Origin of the sequence: Pantoea sp. K16, assembly GCF_048452805.1 — a bacterium.
Classification (GTDB): Bacteria; Pseudomonadota; Gammaproteobacteria; order Enterobacterales; family Enterobacteriaceae; genus Pantoea; species Pantoea agglomerans.
In genome coordinates this window covers 198,990-217,430 of sequence record NZ_JBLWNV010000008.1, presented here as the reverse complement: position 1 = coordinate 217,430, position 18,441 = coordinate 198,990, and the positions used below count along the sequence as shown (strand labels likewise).

The 18,441-nt window shown below is 55.9% G+C and carries 16 protein-coding genes and 1 tRNA gene; 8 read left to right on the top strand and 9 right to left on the bottom strand.

All coding sequences use genetic code 11. From position 1 onward, the window contains the following. Window positions 1-168 precede the first annotated feature (168 nt). Window positions 169-453 (top strand): 50S ribosomal protein L25, encoded by a 285-nt coding sequence (gene rplY, locus ACK13D_RS12875; protein WP_003854168.1) that lies wholly within the window; start codon window positions 169-171, stop codon window positions 451-453. A 118-nt stretch (window positions 454-571) separates the two neighbouring features. On the opposite strand, the gene yejK is transcribed toward rplY, so the two are convergent. Next, window positions 572-1,576 (bottom strand): nucleoid-associated protein YejK, encoded by a 1,005-nt coding sequence (gene yejK / locus ACK13D_RS12870; protein WP_010248346.1) that lies wholly within the window; start codon window positions 1,574-1,576, stop codon window positions 572-574. Between the two features lie 158 nt (window positions 1,577-1,734). On the opposite strand from yejK, the gene ACK13D_RS12865 reads away from it, so the two are divergent. The 5 genes from ACK13D_RS12865 (at window position 1,735) to ACK13D_RS12845 (ending at window position 5,321) form a co-directional block, all read left to right on the top strand. Then, window positions 1,735-1,962 (top strand): YejL family protein, encoded by a 228-nt coding sequence (locus ACK13D_RS12865; protein ID WP_010248348.1) that lies wholly within the window; start codon window positions 1,735-1,737, stop codon window positions 1,960-1,962. Window positions 1,963-1,984: 22 nt separating this feature from the next. Further along, window positions 1,985-3,739: an LPS biosynthesis-modulating metalloenzyme YejM gene (gene yejM, locus ACK13D_RS12860; protein WP_022625056.1), complete on the top strand. Its 1,755-nt coding sequence runs from the start codon at window positions 1,985-1,987 to the stop codon at window positions 3,737-3,739. A gap of 73 nt (window positions 3,740-3,812) precedes the next feature. Further along, a tRNA-Pro gene (locus tag ACK13D_RS12855) sits at window positions 3,813-3,889 on the top strand. A gap of 440 nt (window positions 3,890-4,329) precedes the next feature. Beyond that, window positions 4,330-4,533 carry a hypothetical protein gene (locus tag ACK13D_RS12850; RefSeq protein WP_003854174.1) on the top strand — a complete coding sequence of 68 codons (204 nt, stop codon included), beginning with the start codon at window positions 4,330-4,332 and terminating at the stop codon, window positions 4,531-4,533. Between the two features lie 71 nt (window positions 4,534-4,604). Continuing rightward, window positions 4,605-5,321: a 4'-phosphopantetheinyl transferase family protein gene (locus ACK13D_RS12845; RefSeq protein WP_418796534.1), complete on the top strand. Its 717-nt coding sequence runs from the start codon at window positions 4,605-4,607 to the stop codon at window positions 5,319-5,321. Window positions 5,322-5,490: 169 nt separating this feature from the next. On the opposite strand, the gene ACK13D_RS12840 is transcribed toward ACK13D_RS12845, so the two are convergent. The 3 genes from ACK13D_RS12840 to apbE form a co-directional block, all read right to left on the bottom strand. Further along, window positions 5,491-7,143 carry a multidrug ABC transporter permease/ATP-binding protein gene (locus ACK13D_RS12840; protein ID WP_010248354.1) on the bottom strand — a complete coding sequence of 551 codons (1,653 nt, stop codon included), beginning with the start codon at window positions 7,141-7,143 and terminating at the stop codon, window positions 5,491-5,493. A gap of 96 nt (window positions 7,144-7,239) precedes the next feature. Then, complete coding sequence (alkB, locus tag ACK13D_RS12835; RefSeq protein ID WP_033767444.1) at window positions 7,240-7,881, bottom strand: DNA oxidative demethylase AlkB; 642 nt, start codon at window positions 7,879-7,881, stop codon at window positions 7,240-7,242. Beyond that, window positions 7,881-8,927, bottom strand: a complete 1,047-nt coding sequence (gene apbE, locus ACK13D_RS12830) for an FAD:protein FMN transferase ApbE (RefSeq protein WP_418796531.1) — start codon at window positions 8,925-8,927, stop codon at window positions 7,881-7,883. The genes alkB and apbE overlap by 1 nt, the downstream gene beginning before the upstream one ends. 171 nt (window positions 8,928-9,098) lie before the next feature. Between apbE and ACK13D_RS12825 the strand changes: the two genes are divergently transcribed. Beyond that, window positions 9,099-9,209, top strand: a complete 111-nt coding sequence (locus ACK13D_RS12825) for a hypothetical protein (RefSeq protein ID WP_010248361.1) — start codon at window positions 9,099-9,101, stop codon at window positions 9,207-9,209. Window positions 9,210-9,358: 149 nt separating this feature from the next. Further along, entirely contained in the window at window positions 9,359-9,553 is a 195-nt protein-coding gene (locus ACK13D_RS12820; protein WP_010248364.1) for a hypothetical protein, read from the top strand. A gap of 17 nt (window positions 9,554-9,570) precedes the next feature. Here the strand turns inward: ACK13D_RS12820 and ompC are convergent, their stop codons facing one another. The 5 genes from ompC to ACK13D_RS12795 form a co-directional block, all read right to left on the bottom strand. Beyond that, window positions 9,571-10,689, bottom strand: coding sequence for a porin OmpC (gene ompC, locus ACK13D_RS12815; RefSeq protein WP_010248366.1), 1,119 nt, complete (start codon window positions 10,687-10,689; stop codon window positions 9,571-9,573). A 598-nt stretch (window positions 10,690-11,287) separates the two neighbouring features. Further along, complete coding sequence (locus tag ACK13D_RS12810) at window positions 11,288-12,457, bottom strand: HlyD family efflux transporter periplasmic adaptor subunit (protein ID WP_010248368.1); 1,170 nt, start codon at window positions 12,455-12,457, stop codon at window positions 11,288-11,290. Further along, window positions 12,454-14,607 carry a type I secretion system permease/ATPase gene (locus tag ACK13D_RS12805; RefSeq protein WP_010248371.1) on the bottom strand — a complete coding sequence of 718 codons (2,154 nt, stop codon included), beginning with the start codon at window positions 14,605-14,607 and terminating at the stop codon, window positions 12,454-12,456. Before ACK13D_RS12805 ends, ACK13D_RS12810 begins: the two co-directional genes overlap by 4 nt. Before the next feature lie 16 nt (window positions 14,608-14,623). Continuing rightward, complete coding sequence (locus tag ACK13D_RS12800; RefSeq protein ID WP_010248373.1) at window positions 14,624-15,979, bottom strand: TolC family outer membrane protein; 1,356 nt, start codon at window positions 15,977-15,979, stop codon at window positions 14,624-14,626. A 304-nt stretch (window positions 15,980-16,283) separates the two neighbouring features. Beyond that, window positions 16,284-18,227, bottom strand: coding sequence for an Ig-like domain-containing protein (locus tag ACK13D_RS12795; RefSeq protein WP_320513286.1), 1,944 nt, complete (start codon window positions 18,225-18,227; stop codon window positions 16,284-16,286). Between the last annotated feature and the right edge of the window lie 214 nt (window positions 18,228-18,441).

The window sequence follows — 18,441 nt, the reverse complement described above, 5'->3', positions numbered from 1 at the left end:
ATCGGGTCCGGCTAACCGGATGCCGAGCCCGGCTGGCGGGTATATCGTTTGCTACCACCCGGCATAACGGCTATACTGCCGCCCGCTTTTGCATGTGCATCAGCGGTATTGAATAACCAGCCTGTTACTGGGTCGCCTGTAGCAGGAATTAAATAAAGAGATATATTAATGCTCACTATCAATGCAGTAGAACGTAAAGAGCAGGGTAAGGGTGCGAGCCGCCGCCTGCGTACAGCAAACCGTTTCCCGGCCATCATCTACGGTGGTTCTGAAGCGGCTGTTGCCATCGACCTGGATCACGACTCCGTAATGAACCTGCAATCTAAGCCAGGTTTCTACGACGAAGTGCTGACCCTGTCAGTTGACGGTAAAGAAACTAAAGTGAAAGTTCAGGCTGTTCAGCGTCACCCGTTCAAGCCAAAACTGTTTCACATCGACTTCGTTCGCGCTTAATCGCGAACTTCGTTGAAAGCAGAAGGGCCGGTTGCGAAACCGGCCCTTTTCTTTTGGCGCTGCCCGGTGAAATGATCGCCGCGCGCAGGGAATGAAAGCCGGGCTAAGCCCGGCTTTTTTATTTGCTGCTGGTACGGCGCTGCAGCTGATCGCGCAGATTGGGTGGTGTGCCCTTAATCGTCAGGGTGTCCGTTGCCGGATCCCAGAAAATGCGTTCGCCCAGCAACATCGCATCGAAGTTCAGGGTCAGTCCCCCGCCGCTTCCGGCAAACTTCGTCAGCTGGCGCAGAGTGCTGCGATCCGCCGGGAAGCTCTCTTCCAGTTCATACCCCTGCTCCTGGGTAAAAGCCTGGAACGTTTTTTCACCCAGCGGTGGCAGTTCGCTCGATAACTCTTCCAGCGCAATCTCCTCGCCCGCCTGCAACTGCTCGTTGCAGTAGCTGTAGACCTGCTGGCGATAGTTCTGCCGCTCCTGCTTATCCAGTTCCGATTCGTTGCAGTAGTCATCTACCGCCTGCAACAGACCGCGGTTCTGCGCCTTGGTGTCTAATCCCACTTCGGCACCCAGGAAGTCCATAAAGAAGTCAGCCACTTTACGTCCGACGCGGCCACGCAGGAAGGTCAGATAACGGGTCGATTCCGGGTTAGTTTCCCACTCGGTTAAATCGATGCGTGCCACGATGTCGGCATGATTGATGTCAAGATAGTGGGTGCTGCTGATATCCATCTGCTCGTTGACGCGCATGCTGGACTGGCTGTTCAGCACCGCAATCAGCAGGTATTCCACCGCCAGATAGCGGTAGTGAATAAACAACACCACGCCGCCTTCAGCGAAGGGGTATTTTGCAAGCTCATCGCGCAGACGACCGGTCGCGGCACGGCTAAAAGCGAGAAAATCATCGTTGCCCTTACGACAATTACGCAGCGCTTCTGCCAGTTCACTCTCTGCATTGAACAGGCCATAGGCTTTGCTTTTTGCGCTATAAACCCGGTGTAACTCCTCCACCATCGCGTTGACCGTGTTGGTGGCAGGCAGCAGCGAATCGCGCAGCGCCAGTTCAAGCTGGTTTTCATCGCGTTTAATTAACTGATGCAGGGCAATCTGGTCGATATCCAGACTCATGGTAGACTCTCCTTTTAGCACAGGCGCGTATTCAAACACCGCCAGCATCGGCTTTCAACTCCATGCGTATAGCGAACGCGCGGCTTTCGATAAAATTGCGGTAAAAAGTGCGCTGTTCCGGTAATATATCGCCTTTTGAAATGAGCTTAGACGACGATATGGCACAATCATCCCGTTACAGTGACGAACGCGTGGAACAACTCCTCGCGGAAATGGCCCAAATCCTGCACAAGGACAAAGCCCCCACCGATCTCTCCCTGATGGTTCTGGGAAATATGGTGACCAACTTAATTAACAGCGATGTCGCTCCGGCGCAACGTCGTTCACTGGCACGATCTTTCGCCGATGCCCTTCAGGCGTCTGTGCGTGACGATAACGCCCATTAATTGGCTGATTTGACTTCATAATATGGTAACCAACCGGCAGCGCTACCGCGAAAAAGTTTCCCAGATGATCAGTTGGGGTCACTGGTTTGCTCTGTTTAACATCTTATTCGCGCTGATTTTAGGCAGTCGCTACCTGTTGGTCGCCGACTGGCCTTCTTCGCTGGCGGGGCGCATCTACGCCTATACCAGCTGGGTTGGCCACTTCAGTTTTGTTGTTTTTGCCGCCTATCTGCTGATTATCTTCCCGCTGACCTTTGTGGTGATGTCGCAACGGCTGATGCGGGTGTTGTCCGCGGTGGTCGCTACCGCCGGGCTGACGCTGGTGATGGTCGACAGTGCAGTGTTCAGCCGCTTCCACCTGCACCTGAATCCGGTGGTGTGGGAGCTGGTCATTAACCCTGATCAGAGCGAGATGGCGCGCGACTGGCAGCTGATGTTTATCAGCGTGCCGCTGATTTTCCTGGTTGAGATGCTGTTTGCGACCTGGAGCTGGCAGAAGCTTCGCAGCCTGAATCGCCGTTCATTTGGCAAGCCTGTCGCCGCCCTGTTTATCAGCGCCTTCTTTGCCAGCCACCTGATGTATATCTGGGCCGATGCGAATTTCTATCGTCCGATTACGATGCAGCGTGCCAACCTGCCGCTCTCCTACCCGATGACCGCCCGCCGCTTCCTTGAGCGTCATGGTCTGCTGGATGCGCAGGAGTATCAGCGTCGGCTGATTCAGCAGGGTGATCCGGAAGCAGTGGCGGTGGAATATCCGCTGAGCGAGATTACTTTCCGTGATGCCGGCACACGCAACAACCTGCTGGTGCTGACGGTCGATGGTCTGAACAACGCCACGCTGGCCAAAGCGCTGCCGGAGCTTAATCAGTTCGCCAGCGAGAACGTGCGTTTTACCCAGCACTACAGCGCGGGTGATACGCCGGAGAAAGGGTTGTTTGGCCTGTTCTATGGGATCTCATCCAGCTACATGAACGGTATTCTGGCATCCCGAACGCCGTCGGCGCTGCTGGGCGCGCTTAGCACCCAGGGTTACCAGTTTGGCCTCTTCTCCTCGGAAGGCTTTAATCCGCCGCTCTACCGGCAGGCGTTGCTGACTGATTATTCACTGCCTGCAACCACCAGCCAGCCCAACGCCAGTACTGTGGCGCAATGGCAGAACTGGCTGGAGAAACAGAACGGTTCACAGGCGCCGTGGTTCTCATGGATTGCCCTGAACGGCCCGGACGTCACCGGCGACAGTGCAAAAGCGCGTCAGCGCAGCTATCTGCGCCAGGCTCCTGCCGTTGATGAGCAGATCCACGCGGTGCTCAGCAGCCTGCAGGCGCGTGATTTACTGAAGAACACGGTGGTGGTGATTACGGCGCAGCGTGGACTGGCACTGGATGGCAATCCTGACAGCGCTGGAAACCGCCAGACTCTGCAGGTGCCGTTAGTGATTCACTGGCCTGATACGCCCGCGCAGACCGTTGATCGCCTTTCTGATCATCAGGATGTGATGTCGACGCTGATGCAGCGACTGCTGCATGTGCGGACCAATCCAGTGAACTACTCTCAGGGTGAAGATCTGTTTGCTGCGCGCCGTCGCCATGACTGGGTCGTCAGCAGCGAAGAGAATAAGCTGGTGATTACCACGCCGCAGGTGACGCTGGTACTCAACAACAACGGCAGCTATCGCGCTTATGATGCGCAGGGCAACGCCCTGAAAGATCACAAGCCAGAACTGGCGCTGCTGTTGCAGGTATTAACTGAAGAGAAGCGGTTTATCGCTAACTGATTAATAATCAGGCAAATAGCCGGCAGGTATCTTGCATTAATGGTGATAACCAGTAGACTAATCCTCCAGTGTTCGGCACGTAGCGCAGCCTGGTAGCGCACGGTCATGGGGTGTCCGGGGTCGGAGGTTCAAATCCTCTCGTGCCGACCAAATTCCCTGAAAAGCAGCCCTAAAGGCTGCTTTTTTCGTTTCTGTCATCAAACCTTCACTTTCCTCGCACCTCCCGCAATCCGTTCTATACTTAACTGCGTGTGGGTAACAAGAGGAGAGTTCATGACATATATTGAAAAAGACGATCCAACAGAAGCACCCGAGTCAGGCGATAAGCAACCTTCCCCGCCAGACCAGAAGTAACCCACGGGGCCGCGTCTGACGCGGCCTTTCTATGTAAGCTTACCTCTCCGTTTAACATTCAGAATAGTCCCGTATGGCAGTTAACATTCCTCTTACAATCAGCAGGTTAACAGTTGCATTATAATCTGATCTGCTTCACAAAATCGGCTACCGGCTGCGCTTATTCATCAAACTGAAACAAAAATGTCACAGAAAATGCCTACCCTGAAATCTCCAGAAATTGACGGATAATTTTTATGGCGATCAAAGCGAAAAGCCTGAAAGATGCAGAAGCGTTGCTGCATTCAGGCATTAGCAAAGTGGAACTGGCGTATGACATTGGCAGCGACGATTTCTTTCGTCTGGCAAGCCACTGGTGCGACCGAGGTGCACGCATCAGCAGGGGTCACCACCATTTCGTTGTTTCTCTGAAGAGTTTTGCCATTCCTCCCAACGACTGATTCCGGCGGGCTGCTTGCCCTGATCCATCGCGCCTGATTTAATGCCTTTTTGGTTTTGATGATGGTCCCGCATGCGCTATCCCGACCTGCCGCTGCCGCCTGTTGCAGGCGGCTTTATCCTTTCCCGGCACCTTAACCGCAGCGATCCTTTGCTGGCGGTGAGTCACTTCGATCCGCAAAAGTATCATGACGGGCTGGCTGTCGAATGGGATATTCCGCTGCCCGCCCGACTGCAGCAGGCTGTCAGTAAACGGCGTGCTGAATACCTCGCCAGCCGTCTGCTGGTCCGGTCAGTGATGGCAGAACTGGGTATTGCTGATTTCATTCTGACCAATGCAGCCGATCGATCCCCCTGCTGGCCCGCTGGCATTCAGGCGTCACTGTCGCACAGTGCAGGCATCGTTGTGGTAGCGGCAACCCGTCAGCCCTGCGCTGTTGGGGTGGATGTCGAGCAGTTCATGTCGGAGACGACGGCGCATGAAACGGCTGAGTTGCTGATGAACGAGCAGGAACAGCACCTGTTACGGACGCTGCCCGTCTCTTTTCGCGCTGCCGCTACCCTGCTCTTCTCCCTCAAAGAGAGCGTTTACAAAGCCATGTGGCCGCAACTGCTTCAGCCGATGGACTTTCCGGATGCGGAACTGGCGTCGGTAGATTTCTCACAGCAGCGCGCGACGTTGCGACTGACTCAGGACTTCAGCGGATGTTTTGCGATGGGGACGTTACTGGAGGCGAGCTTTGTGTGGCGGGAGACTCAGGTAATCACGCTAATCACACATCGGCTTTAAAAAACCGGCTAAACAATACGCGTTAAAACTTTGCGGTTTAGCCGGGGGTAACACAGACGAAAGAAAAGGTTCAGAATGGCAGAAACCGGAGTTTCTGCTGATCGCTAACGTAGCCTGGTTCAGGCGAAGCACGCCACTACGCTTTTTTGCTAAGCTTTGCCAGCTGCCGTTAAAGCCCGGTGTCGGTGCGTTTTACCGAGTCGAGCGTGGCAAGATCGCGCTCATTACCGGTCAGCTCCGTCAACTTGCCTTCACGCATCTCCAGCAGCCGATCGGCATGAATGAAGTAGTGATCGTCATGGCTGATGGCAAACACCGTTTTACCCGCCTGCTGTAGCCACGGCAGCAGCTCGCGGTAGAAGATACGGCGAAAATGGGGATCCTGATCCGCCGCCCACTCATCCAGTAGCAGCACATCGCGCTCTTCTGCCACCGCCAGCAGCAGTGCCAGTCGCTTACTCTGTCCTTTAGAAAGCTGCAGATTCAGCACTTTGTTGCCTTCAATCTTCAGCTTATCCTGCATCTTCAGTCTCTCCAGCCAGAGCTGAACCAGCGCCGGGTTGGCTGCAACCCCTTCCCGTCCCATTAACCGGTCAAACAGGTGTAAGTCGGTAAAGACCGCCGAGAACTGACTGCGCCACACATCAAGCTCATCCGCCGTTATCGGCTTGCCATCCAGCAGCAGCGTGCCGGACTGAGGCTGATAAAGACCGGTCAGCAGCATCGCCAGCGTCGATTTCCCGCTGCCGTTGCCGCCAATCAGAAAGACCAGTTCGCCCCGGCGCAGCGTCAGGTTAACCGGCCCGACCTGGAAGCCGTTATCACCATAGTGAAAAGAGACGTCGCGCAACTCCAGCGTTTGCCAGTCTGAGGACGTGGAGGCGGAGTGGAATCCTGACTGATAAGGAGCGAGGTCAAAGGCATTGAGCTTACGGAATGCGACCTGGGCACTGAGCAACGTCGGTAACGCGCCCACCGCGGAGAGCAGCGGCGTGCGTAAAAACAGCAGCGTCAGGGAAAAGGTAGCGGCGACGGCGGTATTGGCCCAGCCCAGGCTGTTGGCCATAAAAAAGACCATACCGATAGCGCCTAACGTCATGATATTTGACCAGTTGACCGCACTGAGATGGTAAGTATCGGCGCGGACAATGTGGTGTCGCCAGGCGCGGGCATCTTCCTGATAAACCGTGTCGTAGACCTGCTGAGCGCGTGAGCGGTTAAGCTGTAGCTCTTTGCGCCCTTCAATCACCGTCTGATAATCGCGATAGAGGTTATCTTCGATTTCCCGCAGCTTTGCCATGTGCTGGTAAACCCGCGAGACCAGCAGCCAGCCGCCAACCAGCGTGACACCCAGCCAGACACTGGTTACCAGCAGCATTTTAGGCGACAGCCACGCGAGATAGATCGCTGAGCCAAGCGTAATAATCACGCCCTGAAAGAGCTCCGGCAGGCGTACAAAGGCCAGAGTAATGGCCCGCACGTCGCTGGTCAGTCCCGCCAGCAGTTGCGCACTACCGAGTTGCTCGATGCGTTCAATGCGGGTATCGAGGATACGCTTGATAAATTCGCCGCGCAGTCGCCAGACAAACTGATGGCCAAGCATGGTCAGCGCCAGCTGCGAGGCCAGTGTCACCGCCATCAGCACCACCAGCTGCAACAGAAACTGCGGCAGTACCGCAAATGAGGTGTTGATGGCGACAATCATTTCGCGATTGATAAAGGCGATCATGCCGATACCCAGCACGGCGCTTAACAACGTGAGCGCAATCACCCCGATAAAAGGCCAGCGGAACTGGCGAAAAACAACGCTTAGCAACGTCATGCAGGCAATCCAGCAGTCAAAAAACAGCCTGCAGTGTAATGGGATGCAAAATGATAGCAATAGTTATTCGTACCACGCCGTAACCGGCGTGGTGGGTCAGAAAGCGCGTCGAAACGTCAGGTTATAACGCCAGGCACCCACCAGCGGATGAACGCCTGGCTTAAGTGGCAGGATGCCGTGGTAACGCAGGCGCGACGGCCCGCCCCACACCACAATGTCGCCATGCTCCAGCAGCACACGCTGGGTACTATCACCCCGTTCGAAACCGCCAAACTGAAAGACCGCCGGTAAACCCAGCGACACCGAAACGATAGGCTGACGCAGATCTTTCTCATCTTTATCCTGATGCAGCGTCAGCTTCGCGCCCGGCTCATAGCGATTAAGCAGGCAGGCATCCGGATTAAAGCCAGGGAACCCCGCCTCAGACGCCGCCTGCTGCGCCAGAGTACGAAACAGCGGCGGCATAGCCGGCCATTTACGCCCGTTCAGGTTGTCCTGCTGCTGATACTGGTAGCCGCGAGAATCCACCGACCAGCCGAAATCGCCACAGTTGGTCATCGCCACCGACATGCGATGGCCACCGGGCGTAATGCGATGGGCAAACGGATTCTGCTCCGCAATTGCCATTATTTGCTGATAAAGCGCCTCTGCATCCTCACGTGCGCGACGCCGCAGGATCACCGCGCCCTCAGCCAGCGTCTCCTGCCAGGGTTGTTCTTCACTAAACAGATCTAACATCAGGGTTCTCCGGATTCAGCGGGGATCAGGAAAGCAGCGAACTGCGGCGACATCCAGCTGACAAATTTATCGCCCTGCTTGCTGATCAGATAGACCGCCAGATGCTGTTCGATCGCCAGCGCCTGGGCTTTTTCCGTGCCAAGTACCATCAGTCCGGTATCCCAGCCATCGGCTTCCAGCGCCGTGGTGGCGATCACCGTGGCGGAAACCAGTTTATGCTCAATTGGCCGTCCGGTAACGGGATCGATAACATGAGAAATGCGTTTGCCGTCCAGTTCATAATAGTTGCGATAGCTGCCGGAGGTACTGATGCCGTGTCCCTGCAGATTAACGCGCGCCTGAACCGCATTCTCACGATCGGTCGGTTTCTGAATCGCCACCCGCCACGGCTGCTGCTGCGCATTAAGGCCACGGCTCAGCACGGCGCCGCCCACAGACACCAGATAGTTATTGATGCCGAGCTGCTCCATCAGTCGCGCCAGATGATCGGTGGCGAAGCCCTCGCCCACCGTCGAGAGATCGACATAGAGACCTGGCAGATCTTTCTGCAGCCACTGTCCGTCTGCGCCCTGCACCACCCGCAGATGCAGCAATCCGGTCTGCGCCCGGGCGGCGGCGATTTGTGCCGCATCCGGCGTATGGCCGGGCTGCTTCGTCGGGCCAAAGCCCCATAAGTTGACCAGTGGCCCGATGGTAATATCCATCGCCCCGCCGGTTTTACGGCCAATCCGCAGTGAGGTCGTGACAATATCTGCCATGTTTTCACTCACCGGCTGCGGTGACAGGTCACGGCTTTGGTTAAAGCGCGATAAGGCGGAGTCTGGCTTCCAGGTAGAGAGTTCCGCATCGTCCGCATCCAGCTGCTGCTGAATCCGCTGTTGCAGTTCCGCTCTGCGCTCACTCGCCACACCGGCCAGGCTTACCCGCCAGACGGTTCCCATGGTTTTTCCTTCCAGCACCAGCGCGGATGTGGTCGCTGGCTTATCACAGGCCGTTAACACCAACGCTAACATCGCTATAAACAGCAGATTAATCTGAGAACGCATCTTTCCTCACTTGTAACACTTTATTCAGCTCTGCTACAAAGCATAAACTTCGGGTAAAGACGCTTAAAGAGAGTTGAATATTTCTCTGAAACCTATCAGTATTCACCGGTCATCTACCCTGTATCCGCCTTTTATCAGGCGACTAACGTTAATCAAAGTAAGGAGCGGCAGATGATCTATCTGATTCTCGTCATTGCCCTGGGGCTGTTTATCTTCAGTAGCTATAAAGTCTTGCATCAGCGTCGTCATCGTCACATGACACCCTCACGCCCGCGCCAATAACAGGCTTCACTGCACCTGATTGGGGCAAGATCGCCCTGACGCGCGCGGCAAGTGTACCAAAGTGCGCGCGAGGTCTGTGGCTGTGAGAGCGGTAAAGCTGGCATGAATTCTGCACTGTTGAAACAGTGTTTATCTCTGAGAGGTGCAGAATGAAAAATTCACAGAAGTGGCAGTCAGCATGGCATCACTGGCTGAGCTTTTCAGCCTTCACCCTGGCAGGCGTGGCATTTGAAGGCGCGCGATTCGGCAGCGTGGTGTCGTCAGTGACAACCGCGCCGGAAGCCACCAAGTGGCGAAAGGCTGAAGCGCTCAGCCCGAAAGGTGACGCAGGAGCGCAGCGGTAACTGCGCTCCCGTACAACTCAGAACTGGTAAACCAGACCCAGTGCCACCACGTCGTCGGTATTGATACCGGCTGCGTCGGTGAAAGCGTTGTCGTCCAGCAGGTTGATCTGGTAATCAACATAGGTGGACATGTTTTTGTTGAAGTAGTAGGTCGCGCCAACGTCGATATATTTTTTCAGATTCTGTTTACCCCAGTTCTGAACATCGGTGCCGCGTGAGGTGACGTACGCCAGGGATGGACGCAGGCCAAAGTCGAACTGATACTGCGCAACCAGTTCCCAGTTGTCCGCTTTATCCGCATAGCCATAAGCTGAAGAGTCGTTGGTGCTGTCGCCGAAGCGGGTCGCATTGTACGAGCGTGAGTACATAGCCGCCAGATAGACGTTGTTCGCGTCATATTTCAGACCGCCAGTATAGACTTCCGCTTTATCGCCACTCCCGAGGATGCCTGATGTTGCGCTGTTCTGGTCGTTGGTACGGTCAGACTGGAAAGCAGCCGCACCAATGCCGAAACCTGAACCCAGATCATAAGTTGTGCTCAGACCCCAGCCGTCGCCATTCTGACCCAGTACGTCACGGCCATTCGGAGACTCGGTGCTGTTGCCATTCTTGCCCTGATACTGGACTGCAAAGTTCCAGCCATCCACCAGACCGAAGAAGTTATTGTTACGGTAGGTCGCCATGCCGTTACCGCGCTGATACATAAAGTTATCTGCGCCGTAGGTGTCGCCGCCGAACTCTGGCAGCACGTCGGTCCATGCGCCGATATCGTAAGCTACGCCGTAGTTACGACCGTAGTCGAACGAACCTGCATCACCAAATTTCACACCGGCAAAGCCAACACGGGTGTAGCTGTCAGCCGTACCTTCAGACTCGGCGTTGTTCAGCGCGGCCTGGTATTCCCACTGGCCGTAACCGGTCAGCTCATTGCTGATTTCGGTTTCGCCTTTGAAGCCGAAGCGAACGTAAGACTGATCGCCATCAGAACCATCGTTATCAGAGAAGTAGTGCAGACCGTCAACTTTACCAAAGAGATCTAATTTGTTGCCGTCTTTGTTATAGATTTCAGCTGCGTTTGCTGATCCTGCTGCAACCAGCAACGCAGGGATCATCAGGGAGAGAACGCGACGTTTCATTTTATTACCCTCTGTTATGTGCCTTTATTATTTGCCACTGCTAACTGAATGATTAAAAATTCAGCCGGCAGGCCATTGTTGTTTTATAACGGGCAATAATCCACCAGGAAAATGCTACTAAATTTCCAAAAGTGTTTCATACGTCGAAACAGTTATTTCATAATGTAAATAACGGGGAACTAATAACCAGCACGGATCGATAAAAAATGGCGCACAAATCGATAAACCGATTCAGAGAGCTATGTTATCAACAGGTTACATCAGAGTATTCCGAAGCACTGAATGATAAAACTTATACGGCATCTGGTAATAGAATAGACCCCGCTATCATCATTTATTCCATTATTACCTTCATTCTCCCCGAATGAGATGTACAACTTATTATTTCCCGCCGGACAAGTTGTCCGGCATTTTTTTGCCTGCTGTTTGCCGTTCCGTTATATTTTCGTAAACTTTCTTAACAGGGTTAAATTAACTACGGCCTGTTTCCGCACATATTGTTAAAATACGCACACTTTGCGCCCTGACTGCCCAAATATCCGCCATGTTAATTTATCACCGTAATTAAGCAGGCGGATATTTTAGCTGGTGCGGATTTTCAGCGCTCGCGCATCGATTCTTTGACTTTATTCAGGGGCTTAATCAGATAATCCATAACCGATTTCTGACCGGTTTTAATCTCTACATTGGCCACCATACCGGGCACGATCGGGAATTTTCGTCCGGCACGGTTAGTCAGCTCGGCTTTCTGGGTACGAACATAAACACGATAGTAATATTGATCACGTTTTACCTCATCCTGCAGGGTATCTGGCGACACCGTTTCAACTTCGCCGTGCAGATCGCCATAGATAGAGGAGTCATAGGCGGTCACTTTGACGGTAGCCGCCAGACCGGGCCGGATATAAGCGATATCGCGTGGATTGATGCGCGTCTCAATCAGCAGTTGATCCTCCAGCGGGACGATTTCCATCAGTTTGCCGCCAGGCTCCAGTACCCCACCGACCGTGGTGACCTGAATATCTTTAACAATGCCGCGCACCGGTGAATAGAGCGTGGCACGCGTCAGCTGATCCTCTTTGCCTGCAGCAACCTGCAGTTGCGCATCCAGTTCGGCATTGTTTTTCACCTGCTCTTCGTGGGCGCGCACCAGATAGTCATTGCGCGCCTCATCGATTTTGCCGCGCAGATCGCTGACCTGACGACGCAGTCGAATCACCTCGACCTGCCCTGCTGCGCCTTTGGCAACCAGCGGTTCCGTCAGGCGCAGTTCATCCTGCACCAGTCGCAGCGACTGCTGCAGATTACTGATGGTTTCGGTGAGATTACGGCGTCGCGACTCGTAGAGCTGCCGTTCGCGCGTCACCAGGTTCGGCTCCTTCAGCGTTTCGGCGCTGAATGTCAGCGGCGTGCCCGACAGCTCCGCCTCCAGCCGCTCGGACGAGGCGCGCAGGGTGCGCACTTTGGCCTGCGCCTCGCCGAAGTTCGACTGGAAGCGTGTCGGATCGAGGGTCGCCAGCACCTGCCCTTTTTCGACAATGTCGCCCTCATGCACGTTAAGTTGTTTGACGATGCCGCCATCCAGGCTGTCGATCACCTGCGCGCGGCTGGAAGGGGTGACTTTACCGGTGCCGACCGTGACCTCATCCAGAATGGCAAAGTGCGCCCAGATGAGAAAAATCGCCAGCGCGGCGGTGCAGAGCCAGATAATCGCCGATGTCCGGCGTTCATGACGGGCAAGATCTTTATCAACAATAACCAGGCTCATGCGGTGTCTCCTTTACCTGGCGACGGTGCCGACGCGGGTGTCGTCGCACGGCGCAGGATCTCGTCGCGCGGGCCGTCGGCCACAATCCGGCCGTTATCCATCACCACTATACGATCGACCATCTTCAGCAGCGCCGGACGGTGCGTCACCAGCACCAGCGTCCGGCCGCTGATCCAGCCCTGTAGCTGACGGATCACATGCTCCTCCAGCTGTTCATCCATCGCCGCAGTGGGTTCATCCAGCAACACCACCTGCGGCTGACGCAGGATCAACCGGCTCAGCATCACCATCTGACGCTGGCCGCCCGAAAGCCCGCGCCCGCCTTCATTGATAATGCGGTCCAGGCTGGCGGCATCCTGCTGGACCAGCGACAGCGCGCCGCTGATGCGCAGCGCCTGCAGCATCTCCTGTTCGCTGGCATGGGGATTGCCCAGCATCAGATTCTGCCGCAGCGTGCCAAAAAAGAGGCGGGAGTCGTGCGACAGCCAGCCGAGCTGACGACGTAAATCGGTGGGATCGATACGCTCAATATCGACGCCATCGACAATCACTTTGCCCTGCGTAGCCAGCGCCTGACCGGCGAGGATCTTCAGCAGCGTCGATTTCCCTGCTCCGACTTTGCCCAGTATGGCAATCTTCTCGCCGGGCTTAATCTGCAGCTGCTGAACGTTGAGCACATTCTTTTCATTCTCTTCGTCATAGCTGTAGTGCACATTGCGCAGATCGTACTGGCCGGTGAGCGTCGGGCAGTGTGCCAGCGTCGTCGCTTCAGGTTGATCAAGCGGCTTTTTCAGCAACTCATCCAGCCCTTTCATCGCCATTTTGGCGTGCTGCCAGCGCGAGAAAACCATGGTCAGCTGCATCAGCGGGGCGATGGTGCGTGATGAGAGCAGGCTGCAGGCAACCAGCGTACCGGTAGTGATTTGCGAATCGAGCACCAGATAGACACCAAATACCAGCATGCCCGCATAGGTGAGCTGCTGCACAGTCGAGGCCCAGCCGGTGAGACGCGCGCCCCACAACCGCTGCTGGTTACTGATTGAGGCGCTGACTTCGTGCGTCTGCTCCCACTGACGCTGAAAATAGGGTTCCGCCTGCAGCGCCTTGATATCCTCAATCCCTTCAATGGTCTCTACCAGCACCGCATTGCGCAGCGCGCCCTCGCGCAGCCCCTCTTTGGCCAGCCGCGCCATCGGGATCTGCACCAGCAGACCGGGAATGACGATCAGCGGGATCGCTGCCAGCGGAATCAGCACCAGCCAGCCGCCAACAAACGACATAATAAACAGGAACAGGATAACAAACGGCAGATCGGCCGCTGCGCCTACCGTGGTCGAGGTGAGCAGCTCACGCACCTGGTCGATCTCACGCAGCTGCGAGATAAACGAACCGGTCGATTTCGGACGCGCCTCATTACGTATGCTCATCGCCCGGGCAAACAGCATGGCCGAGACTTTCAGGTCGATGCGTTTGCCCATTAAGTCTGACACCTGGGTCCGCATCAGCCGGATCAGATACTCAATGGCCGCAGCGATCAGCACGCCGACAAACAGTACCCACAGCGTGGACTGCGACTGGGCCGGGATGACCCGATCGTAGACCTGCATCGAAAAGAGAATACCGGCCAGTGCCAGCACATTACTGATCACCGAGGCCAGCGAAATTTCCGTGATACGGCGGCCCATACCGCGAAAATTTTTCCAGAACCAGTGTGGTTCATAAGGCTGAACGAATTCGTCGATGCGCGCATCACGGCCACGCGCCGCTACGCCAATCACGCCGACATCGCCCTGGGCGCGTGCCAGCAGTTCTGATAACGCGCTTTCACGCACCACATCGCCGCCCTCACTGAGCCAGTAGCGCGCGCTGTTGTCTGAATCGATGCTCTCCAGCACCGCCACGCTGGCATTCTCCAGCACCAGCACCACCGGGGTGATCTCCTGACGCCAGCGCAGTTTGTTCTGCGGCACCATGGTCAGATGCAGTCCCAGCAGGCCGGAGAGTCGTTCCAGCTGCTGTGACACCGGCAGATGTTCAAACCAGCGCATCTGCTGACGCAGGGTTTTGCCATCGGCAGGTTTACCGAATCGCGCGGCTACGCGCAGCATGGCGGCAATCCAGTTATCGGTATTCAGGGTTGATGTACTCATTATTAATGCCTTATCGCTATTGCAGCGAAGGAAGGAGATCGCCGCTGCTTTGCTGGCGATCGATACCCATGATATCGAGCAGATTGTCTACCGCGGCGGCATAACGCACGGTGGCGTCCCAGCCATCGTAAAGCGCGGTGATACGTGAGCTGTCAGCCTGAAACACATCCTGTTCCACGCTAAGCAGATCGTTCAGGCTGCGCTTACTCAGGCGATATTCATCGGCGTAGACATTACGGGTATGGTCGGCGCTGGCCAGCTGCACTTCCCCGGCAGCCTGCCGCTGCTGCGCGCCAATCATGTCGGCATAGGCGGTAGAGGCGTTTTGATTGATGGCGAGCTTAGCCTGCTGAATAGCGGCCTGCGCCGCTTCACGATCGCCCTCCGCTGACTGGGTTTTCGCATTCACCAGGCCGCCCTGATAAAGCGGCGCTTCCACCTGCAGCTGCACTTCATCATCCCAGTAAGATTGACGATCGTTTTCATAGCGGGTCCGGCCCGCCTGCACTTTAATCGTCGGCCAGTGACCGGACTCTGCCTGGCGCACCCGTTCACGAGCGGCTTCCTGCTTCGACTGCGCACTGCGCACCGCCGCGCTGCTTTCATAGGCGATTTTGTCGAGGGTGATCTGCTGCTTAAGCAGCGCCTGGGGCAGTTCAGGCAGCGTAGCGGGGACCACGCCGGTCAGCACGGTCAGTTGCGCGGTGGCGGAACGGTGCTGTGCACGATATTGCTCCAGCGTAGCCTGCATCGCGGCGATGCGTGTTTCCGCCTGCAGCACGTCGGACTGGGAATTGAGGCCGGCATCGGCGCGCAGCTTCGCGATATCCCGCACGCGCTTCAGCGAGGCAATATTGGTATGCGCCGTTTCTGCCAGCGCCTGGTAACGTTTGACTTCGAGGTAGGCCTGCAGCGTATCTTCCGCCACGGTGGTCATCGAGTCGAACAGGCTGTAACGATAAGCATCCGACAGCGCGTGCTGCTCATCGATGGCGCTGCCGGTGCGGCCAAAGTCGTAGAGCAGCTGGCTGAGCGTGATGCCACCGGAGCCGTTATTGTTCAGGCTCCCGGCGGAGTCGGTCTGATGAGAGCGTCCCGCCGCGCCCTGCAGTGAGATCTGCGGATACCAGGCGCTGCGGGCGGCATCAAGATCCCCCTCACCGATGTGGATCTGTGCCGCCGCTTCCGAGATTTTCGGATTGCGGGCGAAGGCCCGAAGAATGGCGTCGCGCAGCGTTAAGCTGGCAATCTGCTCTTCGGTGGGCGCGGCGCGCCAGTTAAATTCGGCTTTAGGTAACGGTGCGGCAAAGGCCGCGTGCACTGCAACGCCACTCAGGGCGCACAACAAAAAAGTTAATCGCGCTTTGTTCATTATCCATACCAACAGGGGTTCTTATCATCATGGTGTTTTTCCTGGTGAACAAAGCGAGCAAAAAGGGGTACTACTCAGCGTCTGACAGATTTACTGCGTTATTTTATTTATGGTTCGCAAGCGAGACGCTAAACGACCTTTAACATTATTAGATCAGATCCCGCGCTTATTCCTGCTAAAAACAGATGAAATCGTTAATATTTCTGCTGAACGAACGAAAAGCAACCACTGAGCGAGCTCGCGCCAATCCAGACAGGCTTAACAGACCTGTCCGGAAGGCAGTGCGTTTACTAATGTGTCAGCGTCAGACCAGGGGGTGTGCCGCAGGATGCTGCAGCAGGTGGTCGGCGAGCGTATAAGGAATATCGGAGAACAGTTGGCTTTCCTGCGGTGCGGCGGCGGCAGAAGATGCCTGCGCCACGTGCGCCGTCTCCGCCTGCTGGGTCAGGCTGACGGTCTCCAGCAGCTGGTCCACCGTCTGACCCTCCAGCGGATTGGCACTTTCGGTATGTGATGCCACCTGCACCGTCTGGCTGGCACTGGCCAGATTACCGGCGCTGTCTTTGCCGCTGACTGTCATCTGGTACTCACCATCGTCCAGCGGTGCCAGCTGCCCGGCCAGAATGGTCAGCGCCCAGCCGCCATCGGCTTTTACACTGGCGCTGTAGTGCTGATCGCCCAGCGTTAATTCCACCAGGCTGCCCGGTTGCAGATGACTGGAGCTGCCCTGAATCAGATGCCAGCTGTTGACATCGGCAGCATCAATTTTGTTATCACCAAAAGCCGTGTCCAGGGTCAGCGTTGGCCGCTGGTGCACGGCTACGGTAAAGAGTTTATCGCTGGTCTGGGTGTCGCTGTTGCCATATTCATCCCAGCGGTGAAAGGTGGCGGCGACCGGGCCATCCGGCAGTGCCAGCAGCTCGCTGGAGGTCAGTGTTACCATACCTTTGGCATCGGGCTGGTAGGTTTTACCGTTGATCTCCAGGGTGTTGGCGCCTTCAACGTAGAAGCTCAGATCGTGCTGCGCCTCCTGATAGTTAAGCGTCATGTCACCGCCGATATCCATTTCGGTGTAGATCGGAATAAAACCGGTGTGGATATTCAGCTCATGCGTGACGTCGATGTAGTTTTTGGCCCCGTCGATCGACCAGGCGCGGATTTCCCCAACGTTGATAAAGGCGTGCACATCCGCTGCCGGGATCACCACCTGCCAGTGTCCATCATCGCCTATGGTGGCGGCATAATCTTTCTGGTTGGCACCCGTGATCACCAGGCGATGGCCCGGCATGACGGTGGAGAGCGTGCCGCTCAGTAGCAGATCCTGCTGGCTTTCTGCCAGGTTTATCACATCGTCCGCAGTGACCTTATCAAAGGTAATTTTTGGCAGGCTACTCAGATGGGTGATCAGCGTCAGATCGTGATATTCGGTGGCGGTTTTTCCATTGGGATCGGTCGCCGTGACTTTCAGGCTGTAGACCCCGTCTTTCAGCGCCTGCATATCGCTTTCATGAAATGTGCCATACCACTTACCGTCATTTCCCATGCTGGCGGTGGTGGTTTGCGTACCCAGCGTCAGTTTCAGCACCGACCCCACCGGCAAGTGCGTTGCGCTGCCGCTAATCTCGACGCCATAAATGCTCTCAGCAATACTCACCGCGTTGTCACCACTGACCGTGTCCACGGTCAGGGTAGGTTTAATCGTGCGGTCGGTATAGAGACCAAAATCTACGGTGGTTGCCGTGCTTTGCCCTGCTTTATCGGTAATGGTCAGCGTCAGCGTGTGATTGCCATCCGCTACGCCTTTCAGCGTATCAGCCGGCATTGAGGCGTTCCAGTAGCCCCACTTATTGACGGTGCTGTGCCAGCTTTGATCGTTGAAGGTCAGCGTGACGGTGGAGCCCGCTTCTCCTTCCGCACGGCCGCGCAGATGCACCGGCTTTTGCGCTTCCCAGCCAGCGATCACGCCATCACTGGCGATCGGTTCATAGGGTCGCAGCATAGCGGGCGGCGAACTTTTGACCGCACTGACAGCCAGTGTGCTGTCGTTGAGCGGGCTGCTATGCAGTGACTCGGTGGAGAGCGTGGTGATCGGCAGGCTCTGGCCCGGCGTGGCGAAAGGAAGGCTCAGACTTTGCGTAGCGGCTGGCGCAATGGCGGGCACAGCGCTATCGGCGACGGCAAAATCGCTCACCGCCGTCTGGAAAATGGATTCGAGCCGGATGGTACGAAGCGTATCGCGTGATGACATAGGTAACCTCAGTTCAGAACAGAAACGCAGACAAAAACGATCGGATAAACCGATCGTTTAGTCTGACGACATGGTAGTGGGACAGCTGAAGCTGCCCGTTTCCGCTGGTCGGAACTGATTACCCGCAGGTAACAAGGATTGATAAACAGGACGCTAATAAAAGCGACAAATAGAGTCAGAATGCTGATTTTACGGCGTGACGCCGTTTGTTGCG